This is a genomic window from Paraburkholderia sp. BR10882, assembly GCF_040948855.1.
Lineage (GTDB): Bacteria > Pseudomonadota > Gammaproteobacteria > Burkholderiales > Burkholderiaceae > Paraburkholderia > Paraburkholderia nodosa_A.
Window position 1 is genome coordinate 23,045 of record NZ_JBFPKP010000014.1, and the last position, 19,091, is coordinate 42,135.

17 protein-coding genes are annotated in these 19,091 nt (G+C 65.0%); 8 read left to right on the top strand and 9 right to left on the bottom strand.

Annotated features, from left to right (window positions below; all coding sequences use genetic code 11):
- Positions 1-85: 85 nt before the first annotated feature.
- Both acnB and AB3X99_RS28695 read right to left on the bottom strand, forming a co-directional pair.
- Positions 86-2,671, bottom strand: coding sequence for a bifunctional aconitate hydratase 2/2-methylisocitrate dehydratase (acnB, locus tag AB3X99_RS28690; RefSeq protein WP_069266681.1), 2,586 nt, complete (start codon positions 2,669-2,671; stop codon positions 86-88).
- Positions 2,672-2,850: 179 nt separating this feature from the next.
- The gene (locus AB3X99_RS28695; RefSeq protein ID WP_342948756.1) at positions 2,851-3,237 is read right to left on the bottom strand and encodes a DUF3175 domain-containing protein; all 387 of its coding nucleotides are present in this window, start codon (positions 3,235-3,237) and stop codon (positions 2,851-2,853) included.
- A 163-nt stretch (positions 3,238-3,400) separates the two neighbouring features.
- On the opposite strand from AB3X99_RS28695, the gene AB3X99_RS28700 reads away from it, so the two are divergent.
- Positions 3,401-3,691: a hypothetical protein gene (locus tag AB3X99_RS28700; protein WP_069266679.1), complete on the top strand. Its 291-nt coding sequence runs from the start codon at positions 3,401-3,403 to the stop codon at positions 3,689-3,691.
- Between the two features lie 423 nt (positions 3,692-4,114).
- Complete coding sequence (locus tag AB3X99_RS28705; RefSeq protein ID WP_069266678.1) at positions 4,115-4,384, top strand: hypothetical protein; 270 nt, start codon at positions 4,115-4,117, stop codon at positions 4,382-4,384.
- A 40-nt stretch (positions 4,385-4,424) separates the two neighbouring features.
- Here AB3X99_RS28705 and AB3X99_RS28710 read toward each other — a convergent pair whose 3' ends face one another.
- The 3 genes from AB3X99_RS28710 to prpR form a co-directional block, all read right to left on the bottom strand.
- Positions 4,425-5,255 carry an alpha/beta hydrolase gene (locus AB3X99_RS28710; protein ID WP_368618833.1) on the bottom strand — a complete coding sequence of 277 codons (831 nt, stop codon included), beginning with the start codon at positions 5,253-5,255 and terminating at the stop codon, positions 4,425-4,427.
- A gap of 28 nt (positions 5,256-5,283) precedes the next feature.
- The gene (locus AB3X99_RS28715) at positions 5,284-5,895 is read right to left on the bottom strand and encodes a LysE family translocator (protein WP_368618834.1); all 612 of its coding nucleotides are present in this window, start codon (positions 5,893-5,895) and stop codon (positions 5,284-5,286) included.
- A 75-nt stretch (positions 5,896-5,970) separates the two neighbouring features.
- Positions 5,971-7,932, bottom strand: coding sequence for a propionate catabolism operon regulatory protein PrpR (gene prpR / locus AB3X99_RS28720; protein WP_069266675.1), 1,962 nt, complete (start codon positions 7,930-7,932; stop codon positions 5,971-5,973).
- A 197-nt stretch (positions 7,933-8,129) separates the two neighbouring features.
- Here prpR and AB3X99_RS28725 point away from each other — a divergent pair, with 197 nt between their 5' ends.
- Positions 8,130-9,014, top strand: coding sequence for an oxaloacetate decarboxylase (locus tag AB3X99_RS28725; RefSeq protein ID WP_368618835.1), 885 nt, complete (start codon positions 8,130-8,132; stop codon positions 9,012-9,014).
- 43 nt (positions 9,015-9,057) lie between these two features.
- The gene (locus AB3X99_RS28730; RefSeq protein ID WP_368618836.1) at positions 9,058-10,383 is read left to right on the top strand and encodes an MFS transporter; all 1,326 of its coding nucleotides are present in this window, start codon (positions 9,058-9,060) and stop codon (positions 10,381-10,383) included.
- A gap of 6 nt (positions 10,384-10,389) precedes the next feature.
- On the opposite strand, the gene AB3X99_RS28735 is transcribed toward AB3X99_RS28730, so the two are convergent.
- Complete coding sequence (locus AB3X99_RS28735; protein ID WP_368618837.1) at positions 10,390-11,370, bottom strand: GNAT family N-acetyltransferase; 981 nt, start codon at positions 11,368-11,370, stop codon at positions 10,390-10,392.
- A 162-nt stretch (positions 11,371-11,532) separates the two neighbouring features.
- On the opposite strand from AB3X99_RS28735, the gene AB3X99_RS28740 reads away from it, so the two are divergent.
- Positions 11,533-13,506, top strand: coding sequence for a potassium transporter Kup (locus AB3X99_RS28740; protein ID WP_368618838.1), 1,974 nt, complete (start codon positions 11,533-11,535; stop codon positions 13,504-13,506).
- 21 nt (positions 13,507-13,527) lie between these two features.
- Here AB3X99_RS28740 and AB3X99_RS28745 read toward each other — a convergent pair whose 3' ends face one another.
- Positions 13,528-14,082 (bottom strand): type 1 glutamine amidotransferase domain-containing protein, encoded by a 555-nt coding sequence (locus AB3X99_RS28745; RefSeq protein ID WP_342948876.1) that lies wholly within the window; start codon positions 14,080-14,082, stop codon positions 13,528-13,530.
- 222 nt (positions 14,083-14,304) lie between these two features.
- Here AB3X99_RS28745 and AB3X99_RS28750 point away from each other — a divergent pair, with 222 nt between their 5' ends.
- The gene (locus AB3X99_RS28750) at positions 14,305-14,685 is read left to right on the top strand and encodes a hypothetical protein (RefSeq protein ID WP_368618839.1); all 381 of its coding nucleotides are present in this window, start codon (positions 14,305-14,307) and stop codon (positions 14,683-14,685) included.
- 117 nt (positions 14,686-14,802) lie between these two features.
- Here the strand turns inward: AB3X99_RS28750 and AB3X99_RS28755 are convergent, their stop codons facing one another.
- Positions 14,803-16,107, bottom strand: coding sequence for an MFS transporter (locus AB3X99_RS28755; RefSeq protein WP_368618840.1), 1,305 nt, complete (start codon positions 16,105-16,107; stop codon positions 14,803-14,805).
- Positions 16,104-17,294, bottom strand: coding sequence for a M20 aminoacylase family protein (locus AB3X99_RS28760; RefSeq protein ID WP_368618841.1), 1,191 nt, complete (start codon positions 17,292-17,294; stop codon positions 16,104-16,106). The genes AB3X99_RS28755 and AB3X99_RS28760 overlap by 4 nt, the downstream gene beginning before the upstream one ends.
- 164 nt (positions 17,295-17,458) lie before the next feature.
- Here AB3X99_RS28760 and AB3X99_RS28765 point away from each other — a divergent pair, with 164 nt between their 5' ends.
- Positions 17,459-18,412 carry a LysR family transcriptional regulator gene (locus AB3X99_RS28765; RefSeq protein ID WP_368618842.1) on the top strand — a complete coding sequence of 318 codons (954 nt, stop codon included), beginning with the start codon at positions 17,459-17,461 and terminating at the stop codon, positions 18,410-18,412.
- A 192-nt stretch (positions 18,413-18,604) separates the two neighbouring features.
- Positions 18,605-19,087, top strand: a complete 483-nt coding sequence (tssD, locus tag AB3X99_RS28770) for a type VI secretion system tube protein TssD (protein WP_368618843.1) — start codon at positions 18,605-18,607, stop codon at positions 19,085-19,087.
- Positions 19,088-19,091 lie beyond the last annotated feature (4 nt).

Consider the following 19,091-nt stretch of genomic DNA (forward strand, 5'->3'; position numbering starts at 1 on the left):
GCAGGCATTCAGCCTGCGGCGCCATTGTCCGGCGCTACGGCGCAGATCTGGAACAACAGTCCCGCGCCGTACTCCAGCATCACACTTACATCGTCACCGTATCGGCCACTTCCTTGAAGTCGGCGATCTGGTCGAAGTTCATGTATTGGTAGATCTTGTCGCCGTTGGCGTTGAGCACGCCCATATCGGCCATGTACTCTTCCTTGGTCGGGATCTTGCCCAGACGCGAGCAGATCGCCGCGAGTTCCGCCGAGCCGAGGTACACGTTCGTGTTCTTGCCCAGACGGTTCGGGAAGTTACGCGTCGAGGTCGACATGACCGTTGCACCTTCGCGCACCTGTGCCTGGTTACCCATGCACAGCGAGCAGCCCGGCATTTCGGTACGCGCGCCAGCCGTGCCGAACACGCCGTAGTGGCCTTCTTCGGTCAGCTGCTTCTGGTCCATCTTGGTCGGCGGCGCGACCCACAGCTTGACCGGAATGTCGCGCTTGCCTTCGAGCAGCTTCGACGCGGCACGGAAGTGACCGATGTTGGTCATGCACGAGCCGATGAACACTTCGTCGATCTTGGCGCCGGCAACGTCCGACAGCGTCTTCACGTCGTCCGGATCGTTCGGGCAGGCCACGATCGGCTCGTGCACGTCGGCCAGGTCGATTTCGATGACGGCGGCGTACTCGGCGTCCGCATCCGGTTGCAGCAGTTGCGGGTCGGCCAGCCACGCTTCCATCGCCTTGATGCGGCGCTGCAGGCTGCGCGGGTCCTGGTAGCCCTGGGCGATCATCCACTTCAGCAGCGTGATGTTGCTGTTGAGGTATTCGATGATCGGTTCCTTGTTCAGATGCACCGTGCAACCGGCGGCCGAACGTTCAGCGGAAGCATCCGACAGTTCGAACGCTTGCTCGACCTTCAGGTCGGGCAGACCTTCGATTTCGAGAATGCGGCCCGAGAAGATGTTCTTCTTGCCTTGCTTGGCAACCGTCAGCGAGCCTTGCTTGATCGCCCACAGCGGGATGGCGTTCACGAGGTCACGCAGCGTGACGCCCGGCTGCATCTTGCCCTTGAAGCGCACGAGCACCGATTCCGGCATGTCCAGCGGCATCGTGCCGGTGGCGGCCGCGAAGGCGACCAGACCCGAGCCCGCCGGGAAGCTGATGCCGATCGGGAAACGCGTGTGCGAGTCGCCGCCGGTGCCGACGGTGTCGGGCAGCAGCATGCGGTTCAGCCACGAGTGGATCACACCGTCGCCCGGACGCAGCGCGATACCGCCACGGTTGCTGATGAAGTTCGGCAGCGTCTGGTGCGTCTTCACGTCCACCGGCTTCGGATAAGCGGCGGTGTGGCAGAACGACTGCATGACGAGGTCGGCCGAAAAGCCGAGGCACGCCAGGTCCTTCAGTTCGTCGCGGGTCATCGGACCGGTCGTATCTTGCGAGCCGACCGAGGTCATCTTCGGTTCGCAGTACGTGCCCGGGCGCACGCCCTGGCCTTCCGGCAGACCGCATGCGCGGCCAACCATCTTCTGCGCGAGCGAGAAGCCCTTGCCGGTATCGGCCGGGTTTTGCGGCAGGCGGAACAGCGTCGACGGGGCGAGGCCCAGCGCTTCACGCGCCTTGGCGGTCAGGCCGCGGCCGATGATCAGCGGAATGCGGCCGCCGGCGCGCACTTCGTCGAACAGCACGTCGGACTTGACCTGGAATTCGGCGATCACTGCGCCGTTCTTGAGCGCACGGCCTTCGTACGGGCGCAGTTCGACCACGTCGCCCATTTCCATTTGCGACACGTCGAGTTCGATCGGCAGGGCGCCGGCGTCTTCCATCGTGTTGTAGAAGATCGGGGCGATCTTGCCGCCGAGGCACACGCCGCCGAAGCGCTTGTTGGGGATGAAGGGGATGTCTTCGCCCGTGAACCACAGCACCGAGTTGGTGGCCGACTTGCGCGAGGAGCCCGTGCCGACCACGTCGCCCACGTAGGCGACCAGGTGGCCCTTTTCCTTCAGCGATTCGATGAACTTGACCGGGCCGCGCTTGCCGTCTTCTTCCGGTGTGATGCCGGGACGCGCGTTCTTCAGCATCGCCAGCGCGTGCAGCGGGATGTCCGGGCGGGTGGTCGCGTCCGGGGCCGGCGAGAGGTCGTCGGTGTTGGTTTCGCCCGTCACCTTGAACACGGTGATGGTCAGGCTTTGCGGCACTTCCGGGCGGCTCGTGAACCATTCGGCGTCGGCCCAGCTTTGCAGCACTGCCTTGGCGTTGGCGTTGCCGTTGTCGGCCAGTTCCTTGACGTCATGGAACTGGTCGAACATCAGCAGGGTTTTCTTCAGCGCTTCAGCAGCCACGGTGCCCACTTCGGCGTCGGAGAGCAGCGCGATCAGCGGGGCGATGTTGTAGCCGCCCAGCATCGTGCCGAGCAGTTCGGTCGCGCGAGCGCGCGAGATCAGTGCGCAGGCGGTTTCGCCCTTGGCCACGGCGGCCAGGAACCCGGCCTTCACACGGGCGGCTTCGTCGACGCCTGCCGGCACGCGGTTGGTGATCAGGTCGAGCAGCGTCTGCTCTTCGCCAGCGGGAGGATTCGTCAGCAGTTCCACCAGTTCGGCGGTCTGCTGAGCCGTGAGCGGCAGGGGGGGAATGCCGAGCGCGGCGCGTGCGGCTACGTGAGCGCGAAAGTTTTCAAGCATTGGGGGACCTACTGGTATTGCGTTTGAAGGCGAAGGCTTTTCAGGCACTCCGAGGCTTTTCCAGGCACTGCTTTGACCGGGATTTTAAGCGCAATACGATATAACGTCAAATGTCTTATGTCTTATATAAGAGTTGGCCGCAAAGCCGATGCCACCGTGAAAAAGCCTGAAATTTTCGCTCAGGGCTTGCGGCCAAACGCTTCCCGAAGCTTTCCCTTGGCTTTCGCGAGCGTGTCGCGCCGCGACTTGGGCAGGTTTCTGCCTGCGCGGTTGATGTAGAAGTTCAGCATCGACATGGCCGACTGAAATGGCGTGCCCTTGCGCCGCCGGCTGTGCAGCGACGACTCCTTGAGCGAGCGGGCGATCGCTTCGGCGCTGCCGGACTTGAATACGCCGGACTCGATGTCCATGGCGTCGCTCGTCTCGTTCACGTGTTTCGACCATTTTTTCGGGGCGCCGCTCGTAGCGCGTTTCGTGTGCGCTTTCGCGGCGCTCGCGTGGGCATGACGCTGCCGCGCGGGGCGCCCGCCCTTGCGTCGCGTAGCAGGATGCTGGCTCGTGCTCATGACTTCTCCCTCTCCATCAGACGACTCACCCGCTGCGCAAATGCAATACCGCCCGCATGGGAAGTCAGGCCCGGCACGCCCTATGCGGCGCCGCGGGTGTGGACGCGCGCGGCGTGAGGTAAGCGGCAGGTGCGCGTCGAACCGGCAAGGGAGGCAGTCGATCATGAAGTCAACTCCACGCTACCAGGTGAACGTCTGCGGAGGCGATTTCCAGCATGTCCGGGAATGTTTTCGCGAATGGAAAACCGAAACGCTTATCTACCGCAAGGACCAGAAGATGTTCGAGGGACGCAACGAAGTGCGTCCGCTGGAAAAGCGCGACTACGACAACACGGAACAGGCGCGCAAGGCGCTGCAGAACGCCTGCAGTCCGCATGACCGCTATGCGCTGGCTGCCGAAGTGAGCAATGGCGAGCGCGATATGTGGATCGTAATGGCGGCTTATCGGGAATGAAGCCTTTCGGGAATGCAGGATGAGCGCAGGACCGGCGCAATACGGGGCGCGCCAGCGAAAAAGTGGGAATGGTCGGACAAACGGGGAGCGGGGTAGAAGAATTACAAGCGTGGCGCGCGGAATTGCAATTGGCGCGCACAAGGGAGGGATCGGATGAAAAGCACTGCGAAATCGGGTGCCAATCTGGACAGGCCGCGCGCCCGTTTGTGGCTCCATTCGTGGCCGCGTGTTTGGCTGCTCGGCGCGGCCGCACTGGCGCTCGGCTGTACGGCTTGCAAACGTGCAGACGAAGGGGCGCGCCCCCAAACCCAGGATTCTTCGAGTAGCCAGATGTCGGCGCCAGCCGGCGCGCAACCGACGCCGGCGAGCGGTCCGAAATCGTGAACAGGATGCCTCGCATCCACACCCTTTAAGGAGCGGATGATGGGTCTTTCAACCCAAAACCCCAGGCCGGACGAGGCCAGCGCAACCGACGACGAACTCGCCGCCGGCAAGCAGCCGACGCAGGAGAAACCCCCACGGGGTGCGCCGGGCAGCTTCGATCAACCGGAACCACGGCCCGAGTTCATGCCGCGCGAGGGCGGGCCGCATCCGGAGCAGACGGCCGAGGTGCCGCTCGGCCATCACGGCCGGGCGGAGCCGCCGGGGTCGTTCGGACACAACAGCGCGCCCGTGAAAAGAAAGGGCGGTTAGAGGTGCAAGCAGAGGTGGGATGCCGGGCGCGGAAAGCCCGCTAAGGCGCCAGCATCCACGCCGTGATGCCGTGCGCGACTTCGCTTTCGATGCCGTTGAAGCCGTGATACGCGTACGCCCCGCACGGGTCGCCCCGCGAAGTTCCGCCGGAGACGAGCATCAGCTTCGTTCCCGGCGATTGCGTGAGCTTCTGCATGAGCGTGTCCGTTTCGGACACCGGACACACCTTGCAGGCGTCGTCCTTGTTGTGCACCACGAGCACGGGAATTTTGAGTGCCGAGAGCTTCATGCCCGTGACCGGGTCGCCGCCCCGATTTTCGCGCAGGATGGTCGAGGTGAGTACGATGCCGTTCGGGCCAGCGCTGGGGTTGCTGTCATTCGCAAGAGCAATCGCGATGGCCGCGACCGACTGCGTGCCGCGGCTCGTGCCGACGAGCCAGACCGGCACGTGTAATTGTTCGCGCAACCATGCGATCACGGCGCGAGCGTCCTCGGCATGTTCCGGCGTGAGGCGAAAACCGTCAAGGTAGGGCGGTGATTGCCGGTCGCTCGGTGCGTCGATGACTGCCACAGCAACGCCGTCGTCCACGAACAGCATGCGGCTGCGCACGAGAAAATTGTTGGCGCCCCAGCCGAAGTTTCCCTGCGGGTCCAGTTGCAGGCCGCCATGCCCGCCCGCGTAAAGTATCGCGGCCGCCTTCGGCGCTGCGGGCGCAATGAAAAGGAAGCGTTGGGTGACGCCGGGCCTCGTGGGTATGTCGACGACCTTGGGCGCGCTTTGCGCGTGGGCCAGCAAGGACGACGCCGCGAGCACGAACGCCAGTGTCAATGCCGACGCCAGCGGCGCGGCGCGCAGCCATTGCGAAGCCATGCGCACGCTCATGGCCGCGTGACCCGGCTCAGCGCCCCGCGAGCATGCGCCCGCCGAGCCCGATCAGCACGACGCCCACCGCCGAGTCGAGCGCGGCTTTGCGCCGGACGAGGAAGTGGCGCACCGTGGGATGCGAGGCGAGCAGGGCCATCGAGCAATACCAGGCGCACGAGATGAGGATCGCGATCACGACGACCGCCACTTCGAGCCAGCGCGGCGCGGCAGCGGGCACCATCAACGCGAAAATGCTGCCGTAGAACGCAATGGCCTTGGGATTCGTCATGCTGACGACGTAGCCCTTCTTCGCGGCGGCCCAACCCGAAGCGCCCGCCTGTGCGGCAACCTGCAAGGGCTGTCGTGCGGTGAGGAGCATCTTCGCGCCGAGCCAGATCAGGTAGGCCGCGCCTGCGATGCGCAGCCCGGTGCCGATCCAGGCCACATGGGAGACGATCAGGCTTAGGCCCGCGATGGCGATCCATGCCCATGTGCCGGAGGCGGCGGCGAGACCGAGGCCGGTCGCGAGGCCCGCGCGCCGCGAGGCCACCGCCGTCGAGGTGACGATGACGAAGTTCGGCCCCGGGCTGGCGACGCTCAGCAGCAGGACCCCCGAAAGCGCGAGCAGGACATTGAAATAGTTCACGAAGGCAGGTTCCCCGGCAGGTTCGATGCGCCCTCAATCGGCGCATCGTGGAGGTTGTCATGATACTCCGTGCGCTCACGCGCCCTTCATCAAGCGCCAAAGCGTCGTGCGGCCTATGCCGAGCGCGCGGCTGGCGGCTGCGCGATTGCCGCCGTGCGCGGTGAGTGCGCGCTCGACGTCTTCCCGCGTGACCGGCCTGGCGGCGTCGCGCCGCGCGCCGTTCGAGGCAATCGCCGCGCGCCGCGGCGCATCGTTCGCTTCGTCGTTCTGCGCGAATTCCGGGAATACATCGTATAACGAACTATCCGCGGACGCGTCGCCGGTTTCGTCGGCGAGGAAGATGGCCGCGCGCGCGAGCAGATTCTCGAGCTCGCGCACATTCCCGGGCCACGCATAGCTCGCGAAGTATGGTGCGAACAGCGTGAGCACGCGCTCGATCGCGGCGGCACGCAAGGCGTAGCGATCGGCCATACGTTCGAGCAGATGGCGCGCGAGCGCGGCAATGTCCTCGCGGCGTTCGCGCAAGGGCGGCAACGGAATATGCAGCAGATTGAGCCGGAAATACAGGTCGGCGCGGAAGGCGCCTTCCTGCACCAGCGCGCGCAAGTCGCGGTGCGTGGCGGCAATCACGCGCACGTCAACGGGCGTAGCGCGGCTGGCGCCCAGTTTCATCACCTCACGCTCCTGGAGCACGCGCAGCAGGCGGCTTTGCAGCGCGGGCGGCATCTCGCCAATTTCGTCGAGAAAGATCGTGCCCGTATGCGCGATTTCGACGAGGCCCGGTTTGCCGCCGCGCCGCGCGCCCGTGAACGCGCCTTCCTCGTGGCCGAACAGCTCGCTTTCGATCAGCCCCTCGGGCAGCGCCGCGCAGTTGAAGGCAACGAATGGATTGCCGCGCCGGCGGCTCGCGTTGTGGATGCCCTGCGCGACGAGTTCCTTGCCCGTGCCGCTTTCGCCCGTGAGGAGCACGGTGGCGTCGTGCGCGGCGCTCATGGCCGCGAGGCGCCGCACGCGCGCCATGGCGGGCGCAACGCCGACCAGGTCGTCCAGTTCGTAGCGCGCCACGAGGTGCCGCGGCCGCTGGGTCGTGCGCAGCGACCGGTCGATGCGCTGCGCGACGAGCGCATCCTGCGCCGTGACCACCGCGCCCGAGCGCGCACCTTGCTCGACGATCGGCACACAGCTCACGATCAGCGAGCGGCCGCCGATCTGCTCGATGCGTTCATCGACCGCCGCATCGCCGCCGGCCACTTCGTGCAGTAGCGGGCCCACCGAGCGGACCAGTTGCGCGCTCACATCGCGCGCGCGGTCGAGACCGAGCAGATCGAGCATGGCTGGATTGACCGCTTCGAGCTGACCGGCTTCGTCGAAAGCGGCCACGCCGTCGCGCAGGTGCGCGACGATCGTGTTCAGGCGCACGCGCTTGGACTCCTTTTGGCGGCTCACGCGGGCCAGCTCCACGGAGCGCTCGAATGCCTCGTGCACCGCGCCCAGCGAGTACAGGAACACGCTTTCGAGCCCCGCCGCCTGGGCGAGATCGCACGCCATGCCGGGGCCGATGATGACGCGGCAGCCCTCGGCGGCGAGCGCCGTGACGGCGTCGTGCACTTCGTCCACCGTGCGATAGGCGCACTGCGTGAGCCGCAGGTTGAGCCACGCGCCGAGGTCGGCGAGTTCGTGCGAGACGCTCTCGTGCAGGATCAGCCCGATGGGCGCGCCGGGCCAGGTGGCGTTCGCGTGCGTAATGCCGGCCAGCACATCGAAGCCGTTCACCTTCACCATGACCACGGGCACGCTCAGGTTGTCGCGCAGGTACGCGCCGTTGGACCCGGCCGCGAGCACCACGTCGACGGTGCCGGCTTCGATATAGGGCTGCAGCGCCGTGACGGCGTCGCCATAGCCTTCGCGCACGTTGAAGAAGCGCGCCTCGCTGGCATAGCGCGGCGCAACGGTTTCGCAGAGATTGCGCAGCCGGCTGATGCTCACGAGCGCGATGCTCGGACGGCTGGCGGCCTGGGACGGGCTGGAGGGAGGCACGGCGCAATCCTTGGTACGGAAATGGGTGTTCGGAAACGTTTCATGAAACGTTCCATAGATTGTGGCATGAAACACCGGTCGTACGCTGGGGTTGCCTAAAGTATTGTTTTATATGGTTTGCGCCCAGTTTCCGCTGGTTGGCACACATCGTGCAATTGTCTGAGCCATCTCAAAACCCACTGAACGGAGTCATCGCGATGACCACTTCCACTGCAGCACGCCGCGCCGCGTTCCGCGCCAAGGTCAACGAGCGCCGCGGCCTGCTCGTGCCGGGCGCCTTCAACGCCATGAGCGCCCGCGTGATCGAGGACGCCGGCTTCGAAGCGCTCTACCTCACGGGCGCGGGCGTCACCAACATGTCGTTCGGCCTGCCCGATCTCGGCTTCATCGGCTTGAGCGACATTGCCGAGCACACGGCGCGCGTGCGCGACGCGGTCAACCTGCCGCTCATCGTCGATGCCGACACGGGCTTCGGCAACGCGCTCAATGTGCGCCAGACCGTGCGCACGCTCGAGCGCAGCGGCGCCGACGCGATCCAGTTCGAAGACCAGGTGATGCCGAAGAAGTGCGGCCACTTCGCTAACAAGGAAGTGATCGGCGCGAGCGAGATGGTGGGCAAGATCCGCGCCGCCGTGGATGCGCGCGAAGATGGCAACCTGCTCATCATGGCGCGCACCGACGCGGCCGCCGTGCACGGCATCGAAGACGCGATCGCGCGCGGCCACGCGTTCATCGAGGCGGGCGCGGACATTCTCTTTATCGAAGCCACGGAAAAGCTCGAAGATATCGAGCGCCTGCCCAAACTCATCGACGCGCCGCAGCTCATCAACATCGTGATTGGCGGCAAGACGCCGGTGCAGTCGCGCGAAGCGCTGGCGGCCCTTGGCTACGCGCTGGTGCTGTACGCGAACGCGGCGCTGCAGGGCGCGGTGGTCGGCATGCAGCGCGCTCTCGGGCAATTGCGCACGAACGGCCGGCTCGACGAAGACGCGACGATCGTCGCGCCGTTCGCTGAGCGTCAGCGCCTCGTGAACAAGCCGCTCTTCGACCGCCTCGATCGCGAGTACGCACCGAAGGACTGAACGCCACAGCGCACAATTTGCAAAACAAGAGGAGGAGACACGCATGTCGAACGACACGGATTTCGGAATCCGAATCGATAACCAGACCGCAGAAACAGCACCGATCGCGCGGCCGCGCATCCGTTCGATCGTCGGGGGCCTGGCCGGCAACCTGATCGAGTGGTACGACTTTCTGGCGTACAGCATCTTTTCGATTTACTTCGCGAAGTCGTTTTTCCCGAGCGACAAGCCGACCGTGCAGCTGATGAACACGGCGGCCATCGCGGCCGTGGGCTACGTCGCGAGGCCGCTCGGCAGCTGGCTCGTGGGCTTCTACGCCGACCGCCACGGGCGCAAGTCGGCGCTCACGTGGTCGGTCACGGCCATGTGCATCGGCTCGCTGATGATCGCGCTCACGCCCGGCTACGCGAGCATCGGCGTGCTCGCGCCTGTCGTGCTGATCGCGGCGCGCCTGCTCCAGGGCCTGAGCATGGGCGGCGAGTACGGCACCAGTGCGACTTACCTCAGCGAGATCGCGCCCGCCAACCGGCGCGGCTTCTATCTTGGCTTTTTGCAGGTGAGCGTGGTGGCCGGCCAACTCGTTGCGCTCGCACTCATGCTCGTCATGCAGAACCTGCTGATGACGGCCGGGCAGATCGAGCGTTGGGGCTGGCGCGTGCCGTTTCTGCTGGGTGGCGCGCTCGCGCTGTTCGCGCTTTATATGCGCCGCAACGTGACGGAGACCGAAGCGTTCGAGCGCGGCCGGCGTGAGGCCGGTCCGCCCGTGCTCAAGCAACTGCTGTTGCACTGGCGGCAGATTCTGCTCGCTATCGGCATGACTGTAGGCGGCACGGTGGGCTTCTATACGTTCACGATTTACATGCAGAAGTACCTCGTGAACACCGTGGGCCTTTCGAAGGAGATGTCGACGCTCGTCTCCACCGGCGCGCTGCTGCTGTATATGCCGCTCCAGCCGCTCTTCGGGCTCGCCTCCGACGTGTTCGGCCGCCGCCCGGTGCTGATCTGCTTTGGCCTGTCGACCACGCTGTTTTCCGTGCCGCTTTTCACGGCGCTCAGTCACACGCGGGATCCGCTGGTGGCGTTCCTGCTGTCGTTCGCCGGCCTCGTGATGTTGAGCGGCTTCACCTCGGTGCACATGCTCGCGAAAACGGAGCTGTTCCCCACGCGCATCCGCGCGCTCGCGGTGGGACTGCCGTACGCGCTCACCACGGCGATTCTCGGCGGCACGACGGAGTTTGTCGCGCTGCGCTTCAAGGCGAGCGGCCACGAGCAGTACTTTTACTGGTACGTCACGGCCTGCGCGGCGGTTTCGCTGATCGTGTATCTGCGCATGCCGGAAACGCGCGGGCGCCCGGCGAGTTCCGCGTGATGCGAGTCAATCGGCACGGCGCCTCACGAAGCGCTGCTCCGTGACCTTCGTGCCCCACTGGTCGCCTTCGGACGCTTGCGCGAGGTGAAAGCCGAACGACTCGTACAGATGCCGCGCGGCGTCGAGGCCCTTGAAGGTCCACAGGTAGGTCTCGGCGTAGTGCGCATCGACGAACTGCATCGCGTTGGTCATCAACTGCCGGCCGATGCCGGTACCGCGCAGTGAGTCGTCGACGATGAACCAGCGCAGGTGAGCGACACCTGCGTTGCCGCTCTCGTTCCCGTCGATGGCAAGCGAAGCGAGGACGCGATCGCGCTCCACCGCGAGCCAGAGCGCCTTGCCAACGGCTGGCAAGGCGCCGGTGAAGTCGGCGAGTTCCGTGGCCACCTTCTTCTCGAAGTACGAGCCGAAGCCCCAGTTCGCGGCGTAGAACCGCGCGTGCAGGCTCGCAATGTCGCCAATGCAGCCGGGCCGGTAGCCTTCCACGATCTGCACGCCCGCCGCCGGCGCTGTTGCGCGGGTCTCGTTGGGGTTGTCGTGCGCGAGCGCGTCGGCGTAGAGCGCGAGCGCACGCACGAGCGTCTGCTGGTCGGCAGGAACGAGCCTGCGCAGCGCATTGGAAACCTGATCCGTGGCGAAGCGGTCGATCTTCGCGCGCAGCTTCTGGCCTGCCGCGCTCAGGCTCAACTCGGTAGAGCGCGCGTCATCGTCGGCGGTCTTGCGTTTGACGAGACCGGCCGCCTCGAGCCGCGCGACCTGGCGGCTCGTGTTCGACTTGTCGAGCCGCAGGATGTCGCCGAGCGCCCGTGCATTGATGCCCGGCTGCGCGCCGATCTCGATGATGGCGTGTACGGCGGATGGGGCGAGATCGCTGTCGGCGAGCGTGGTGCGCATGAAGCCCAGCTCGCGCACGAGCCGCCGCGAGAACTCGCGCAGTTCGAGGATGGTCGTCTCGCGAGGCTGCGCGGGCACGTCGACAAAATCCATGATGGTCTCCGTTATGGTCTGCATGGTCTTCATGCAAATGGTTGCGACTCGCAACCATTTGGACTCAATATAGGCGTGCCCGACGGATAAGGCAAGTTCGCCACGCGGCCGGGAAATCGCCGTTCGACCCTTCCATTGGCTCAGGCGCCAGAGGAACGCCAATTGCGAGAGGTCAAAGCCTCCACCGAACGCCGCGCAGCCATGCTCAAGGAACGCCTCAACCCGTACGGAAACGCGCCGAAAGAACAGGCGCGCAAGCAGGACGACGACGCCGGCCAGCGCGCACTGGTGCTCGGCTCGCTCGGCGTGGTGTTCGGCGACATCGGCACGAGCCCGATCTACGCGCTGCGCGAAGCCGTGCAGACGGCGCATTCCACGGCCCAGCCGGTGGTGATGGGCGTGCTCTCCATGATCCTGTGGGCGGTGCTGATCGTGGTCGTGCTCAAGTACGCCTGCTTCGTCATGCGCGCCGACAACGAGGGCGAGGGCGGCATCGTTGCGCTCACGGCGCTGGTGTGCGCCGGATTCGCGAAGGCGGGGCGGCCCGCGCCGCGTCTGCTCGTGCTCGCGGGTCTCGTCGGTGCGGCGATGTTTTACGGCGACTCGATGATCACGCCTGCCATTTCGGTGCTTTCCGCGGTGGAAGGGCTCAAGGAAATCAATCCCGCATTCGACAGCGCCGTGCTGCCGGTTTCATTGGCGATTCTGGTGGCGCTCTTCCTGTTCCAGGCGCGCGGCACCGCCGTGGTCGGGCGCACCTTCGGGCCCGTCATGGCGCTCTGGTTCCTGAGCCTCGGCGCGGTGGGCGTTTATCACATCGTGCTCTATCCGGCGATTCTCGCCGCGGCGTCGCCGGTCTGGGCCGTGCGGCTCGCGCTCGCGCATCCGGGGCTCGCCTTCGGCGTGCTCGCTGCCGTAATTCTTGCGTTGACGGGCGCCGAGGCGCTCTACGCCGACATTGGCCACTTCGGCACGCGCTCCATTCGCATTGCGTTCTTTTGCGTCGTGCTGCCGGCGATCGTCGCGGGCTATTTCGGCCAGGCCGCGACCGTGCTGTTCGAGCCGGGCGGCGCCAGCCAGCCGTTCTTTCGCTCGATGCCGCATTGGGCGCTCATTCCGGCGGTCGGCATCGCCATGCTTGCCACCATCATCGCTTCGCAAGCGGTGATCTCGGGCGCGTTTTCCATGACGAGCCAGGCCATCGAGTTGGGCTTCCTGCCGCGCATGCGCACGATCGAAACCTCGAGCACGCGGCGCGGCCAGATCTATGTTCCGGCAGTCAACGCGGGATTGCTCGTGGCCGTGGTGTTTCTCGTGCTGTTCTTTCGCAGCTCCGAGCGGCTCACGTCCGCGTATGGCCTCGCCGTGGCGATGACGATGGTGACCACGTCGATGCAAATGCTATCTGTATGTCGCGAAGTATGGGGCTGGCCGCGCGTCGCCACATGGCTGGCATGTGTGCCGCTGCTGATCGTGGACGGCATGCTGCTTGCCGCGAGCTTGCCGAAAATTCCCACCGGTGGCTGGTTCCCGGTTTCCGTGGGCGCATTGCTGTTCATCATGATGAGTACCTGGCACCGTGGCCGCGAACTGGAGGCGCGTCATGCGGCACGCGGCGAATCGGTGGACGTCTTTCTGCGTGGTATCTGCACTGCCGATCCGAAGCCGCCGCGCGTGCCGGGCACGGCCGTATACCCGGGCAACGCACCCGGCATGACGCCGGCCGCGCTCGCGAGCAACGTGCGCCACAATCACGTCCTGCATCGCACGGTGATCGTGTTCGCCAATGTTTCGGAGTCCGCACCGCAGGCTGACGATGAAACGCGCATCGAAGCGCGCGACCTCGGCGCGGGTTGCTGGGAGATCGTCGCGCATCATGGCTTCGTCGAGCGGCCCAATCTGCCGCGGCTTTTGGCATCGCTGCAAGGCAGGTTGGGCGATTGGCGTTTCGACCCGCAACAGACCACGTTCTACTTGCCGCGCGACGAGGTGCTGCGCGAGCAAGCCCAGCAGGACGTGAGCCGCTGGCGTGCGCGGCTCTTCGCGTTCATGTCGTACCACTGCACTTCGAGCGCCGAGTATTACGGTCTGGCTCCCGCGCATGTGGTCGAGCTGGGCGTGCAGGTGGCGCTGTGAGCGTGACGCCGGCCGGCGCCGTCATGCCGTGCCCGCCGCCGCCGAAAGGGTGGAGATGATCTCGGCGTTGAAGGCAGGTATATCGTCGGGCTTGCGGCTCGTAATGAAGTTGCCGTCGTGGACCATGGTCTCGTCGACCCACTTGCCGCCCGCATTGCGGATATCGTCCTGAAGCGAGGGCCAGCTCGTCATGGTGTGTCCCTTGACGATACCGGCCGAGACCGGCAGCCAACCACCATGGCAGATCACGGCAATCGTCTTATGCGCGTCGTTGGCCGCACGCACGAACGCCTGCGCCTCCGGAATCAGGCGGATGGCATCAGAGTTCACCACGCCGCCGGGCAATACGACCGCGTCGTAGTCATCCGCCTTCGCGCTGCCGAAGGTGCGGTCCACCTTGATCTTGCTGCCTTTGTCGACGTGACGAAAACCCTGAATTTCACCGCTTTTCTGCGATATCACGTCCACGTGCGCCCCCGCTTCCTTCAATGCGCGGCGCGGCTCGGTAAGTTCGACTTCCTCGAATCCGTCCATGGCAAGGATTGCGACCTTGCAGTTGTCGAGCATATTGGCCATTGCGATTTCCTCCTTGAGTGAGACCGTCTGAGACCGTTTGCAACCAATCTCAACTGTAGCAAGACGGATGCCGCGCGGTGCGTGAAACCTCGAATCAGAGCAAACGGCGCGCAGCCGGATTCGACTCTGCGGCGGCATGGCGCTTGCGGAACAACAGTCAGGCGTGGTGCGCCGCCGGTTCGCCACGTAGCAGTTCCATCCACAATCCTCAAGGAGAGCGAAATGAATGGATCGATCAAACAATTGCTGGCTGGGGTCATCATCGCAACGTGTTCGGCAGCGGCGCTCGCGCAGGGCGCAGGCGGGGGAGCCGGCGGGGGAGCCGGTGGCACCGGCGGCGGTAGCAATGGTGTCGGCGCGGGCGGCGGCACGACGGGCGCGGCGGGCATCAATACGGCGCGTCCGCCGGGCAGCACCGCAGGCACCCGTTATAACAATAGCGGCTATGGCGCGCCCGGCACTACAGCGACCGGCGGCGGCCAGGGAACGGGGACTGGCGCGGCGCCTGCGCCTGCCACGGGAACCCCTCAAAGCATGCCGTATAACAACGACAACGGTAACGGCAATGGCGGGATGAGCACGCAGCCGGGCGGCAGCCAATAAGGGCGCGGTAGGTAGTCAAACTGACTAAAGAAGAAGAATCGGGGTGTAGTGCGAAGGGCGAGCGACGCAGCGTGCGTCGCCCGCCCTTTTTAGGGCTGCATCTTTTCAGGCGAGCGGTCAGTCGATCTGCTTGTTGCCGGTTTCCTCGAACATTGAAACGGCGATGAGCGAAATCAGCACGCAGCCGATCATGTACCACGCGGGCGCCATCTTGTTGCCCGTCACATGGATGAGCCAGCCGGCCACGAGCTGAGCCGTGCCGCCGAACACGGAAACCGCAATCGCGTATGCACTCGACATATAGCCTGCGCGCAGATGTTTCGGAAAGTTTTCCGGCATCAGCGCGTAAGCGGGCGCAGAGCCCATCGTATAGCAGAGCATGAGCACGACGAGCGCGGCGAGCACGACCGGCAGCGACGGAAAGTGCGTCATGAGCCAGAACGCCGGATACAGCAGCAGGATCAACGCGACGCGCCCGATCACCGTGAGCGGCTTGCGGCGGCCCATGCGGTCCGACCACGCGCCGTAGATCGGGCACATCACGAGCGAGATCGTGCTGGACGCCACGCCCGCGAGGATCGACATTTTGGGTGGCAGTCCCAGGTACTGGATGCAGTAGGTCGGCATGTAGTACATCATCACGTAGGTCGAAACCGACATGCCCATGATCGCGAAGATCGTGAGAAACCAGTTGCGCACGTACAGGCCGCGCTTCGGGTCGTCGCGGTCCGCGATCACGCGCTGCGCGGGCGGCTCCTCGCGAATGTGTCGGCGCAGATAGATGCCGACCGGCGCGATGAGCGTGCCGAGCAAGAATGGAATGCGCCATCCCCAGCTATGCATCGTTTCCGCGGAGAGCAGAAAGCCGAGGCTTGCCGCGAGGCCCGAGCCGAGCAGCGCCGCCGCGCCCTGGCTCGCGAGCTGCCAGCTCGCGCGAAACCCGCGGCTTGCCTGGCCGCCCATTTCGAGGAGGGTGGCGGTGGCCGCGCCGAACTCGCCGCCCTGCGCGAAACCCTGGACGAGGCGGGCAACCACGATCAAGAGCGGCGCGGCCAGGCCGATCTGCGCATAGGTCGGTGCAAGACCGATGGACGCGGAACCCACCGCCATCAGCAGGATGGTGAGCGTGAGCGCCGGCTTGCGGCCCGCGCGGTCCGCGTAGCGGCCGAGCACGATGCCGCCGAGCGGGCGCATCACGAAACCCACGGCGAACACCGCGAACGCGAGCAAGAGCGACGTGACCTGGCTGTCGGCCGGAAAGAACTGATGGCCGATCGTGAGCGCGAAATAGCTATAGACCGTGAAGTCGAAGAATTCGAGCAGGTTGCCGATCACCGCCGCGAGAACGATCTTGCGCTGGTAGCCCGGCGAGAGCGCCGCTTCTTCGGCTGTTTCCAGAAGCGGTTCGGTGGCGGCGTTCATGCACGCTCCTTGCTGAGGAAGCGTTCGACGAGGCGCGTCCAGAACGCTGCGCCAATGGTCAGATTGTCGTCGTTGAAGTCGTAGCGCGCGTTGTGCAGCATCGGGCGGCCTTCGCCATTGCCAAGGCGTACGAAACAACCGGGCCGCTGCTGCAGGTAGTACGCGAAGTCCTCGCTGCCGGCGATCGGCGGGAAGGGCGCGATGACGTGCTCCGGCCCGACCAGTTCCTCGGCGACCTGGCGTGCGAATTCGGTTTCGGCTTCGCTGTTGATCAGCACCGGATAACCGCGGATGAATTCGATGTCCACCGTCGCACCGTAGCTTTGCGCCTGCGCTTGCACGAGCGCGCGAATGCGTGCCTCGAGCGTCGCGCGCACCTCGGGCGAGAACGAGCGCACGCTCATTTCGAGCACGGCGTCTTCGGGGATCACGTTCGGCGCGTGGCCCGAACGGAACGCGCCGACGGTCACGACCGCGGCTTCGTTGGGGTCGACGTTGCGCGACACCACCGACTGCAGGGCCATCACGATGCTGCTGCCCACGAGCACCGGGTCGACGGCCAGATGCGGGCGCGCCGCGTGGCCGCCCTTGCCGTGAACGCGCAGCTTGACGGTGTCGCACGCGGCCATGAGCGGGCCGGCGCGAAAGCCGAAGGTGCCGGTGGGCACGCCCGGATGATTGTGCAGCCCGAAGATGGCTTCGCAGGGGAAGCGCTCGAACAGGCCGTCGGCGATCATGCGCTCGGCGCCGCTGTCCGAACCGGCTTCCTCGGCGGGCTGAAAAATCAGGTGGACGGTGCCGTCGAAATTGCGCGTTTTCGCGAGCTGGCGCGCGGTGCCGAGCAGCACGGTAGTGTGGCCGTCGTGGCCGCACGCGTGCATCTTGCCCGCGTGGATGCTCGCGTAGTCGAGGCCGGTCAGCTCCTGGACCGGCAGGGCGTCCATGTCGGCGCGCACGCCTACGGTGCGCGTGCTCGTGCCGGCCTTGAGCGCCGCCACGACGCCGTGCCCGCCCACATGGCGCGTGACTTCGTATCCCCAGGACTCGAGCTTGTCGGCGACGAAACACGACGTGTCGGCTTCCTCGTACGACAGCTCGGGGTGCTTGTGGAGGTGATGACGGATTTCGTCGAGTTCCGATCGGGCTTCGGCCAGGTCGGCGACTTCGCAGTAGTGGTGCTCGCTCACGGGGACTCCCCTTATTGGAATGGGTTTTGGGCAAAAGCCAAAGGCCGAGTATTGCATCGACGAAAAACTCGACCCATGACGGAAAAGCACCGAAAATGTTGACTTATAGTCAACGATAGATTGTCGCGGCGCAGCATGGCAAGGCGCGCGGAAGGAGCAATGCAGTGCGGGGAAAGGCAGATCGGGAAGATGCGGCGCGAGGCGCGATCGACGAGATCGGCGAGCGCCCGCTGCGCTATCTGGCCGAAATCGCAGCCGCAGGCGGCGTGCGCATGGCCGCCGAGGCGCTCGGTATCAACGCCTCGGTCATCAGCAGGCAGGTGGCGGCGCTGGAGCGCCGGTTGCGCTTTCCGCTGATCGAGCGGCGCGGGCGCAGTGTGGCCGTGACCGAGATCGGTCAGGTGCTGGTGGACCACTATCGCGACGGCCAGCGCCGTCAGCGCGATCTGGCCGCGCGCCTGGAGGAGTACCGGCACCTGCGGCGCGGCCGCGTGGCGCTGGGTGTGGGCGAGGGCTTCATCGGCAATCTGATCGCGCGGGCGTTGCAGCGTTTTTCGATGACGTACCCGGACATTCTCGTGGAGATTCGCTCGGGGCCGACGCCGGTCGTGCTGTCGCTCGTGCGCGACGACGTCGTCGATATCGGCCTGTGCACACGCACCTCCGACGACCCTGCCATGCGCATTCATCCCTTCGCGTCGCGGCCGCTTTGCGCGCTCGTCGCACCCTCGCACCGCTTTGCGAAGATGCACAAGGTGGCGCCCGCCGAACTCGCCAGCGAGCGCCTGATCTTCATGACCGAGTCGTTCGGTGTGCAGCACTTCGTGCAGTCGCTGTTCGAAGATGCGCGTCTGAACGTGATGCCGGCGTATCGCGTGGATCTGTTCAACACGGCGCAGACGCTCGCGGCCGCTGGTCTTGGCGTGGCGTTCATGTCGTCGATCACGGCGCGCCGCGGCATCGATCTGGGCGAATTGGTGGCCGTGCCGATCGATCATCCGATCGCGGCGGGCTTTTCGAGCCAGATGGTCACGCGCGTGGGCCGCAGGCTCTCGCCCGCAGCCGATCACCTGAGGAAGCAGCTTGCGCAGAGTTTTCTGGAGTCGGCGGCGAAGTAGTGGGGCGATACAAGTGATGCATATCGCATCGTCGCATCCTTTATTACGTAGCATTTTCGGATGAATCCCATATCCCGCCTTCCCGCATGGAGTGAGCATCGCTCGAACGGGTAATCGACTGACCCGTTCAGCTAACCGGCCGAGTTTTCGCGCTGGTTTTCGTTTACTTCATGGTTCTCAAGGAAGGTCAAAATGGCGGTTCCCCTGCATCTCTGGCTAAAGGACGAAGGCGGCGCGGTTATTGTTGGATCCAGCGAGGTTTTCGGAAGAGAAGGGAGTATCGAGGTATTGAGCCTGACACATGGCTTGCATATGCCTTCGGACAGCAACACCGGAAAGCTGATGGGTGCGCGCACGCATCGGCCGCTCATTATCGAAAAGGAAATCGATCGTTCCTCTGCGCTTCTCTATCGTGCGGTTGCATGTGGACTTACCTTGCAGACGGGAGAGCTGAAGTTCTATCGCGCAAATGATGCGGGGATAGAAGAGGCCTATTTCACCGTGCTCATGAGGAATGTAAAGGTAGTCGGGATATCGCCTCGCGTGCCAAATATCAAAGAGGCCGTAAACCAGCATCGTAATCATTTCGAAGTCGTGGAATTCCGCTATGAGGAAATTACCTGGAATTACACGGAAGGGAACATGATTTTCAAAGATTCGTGGAACTACTTCTAACGGG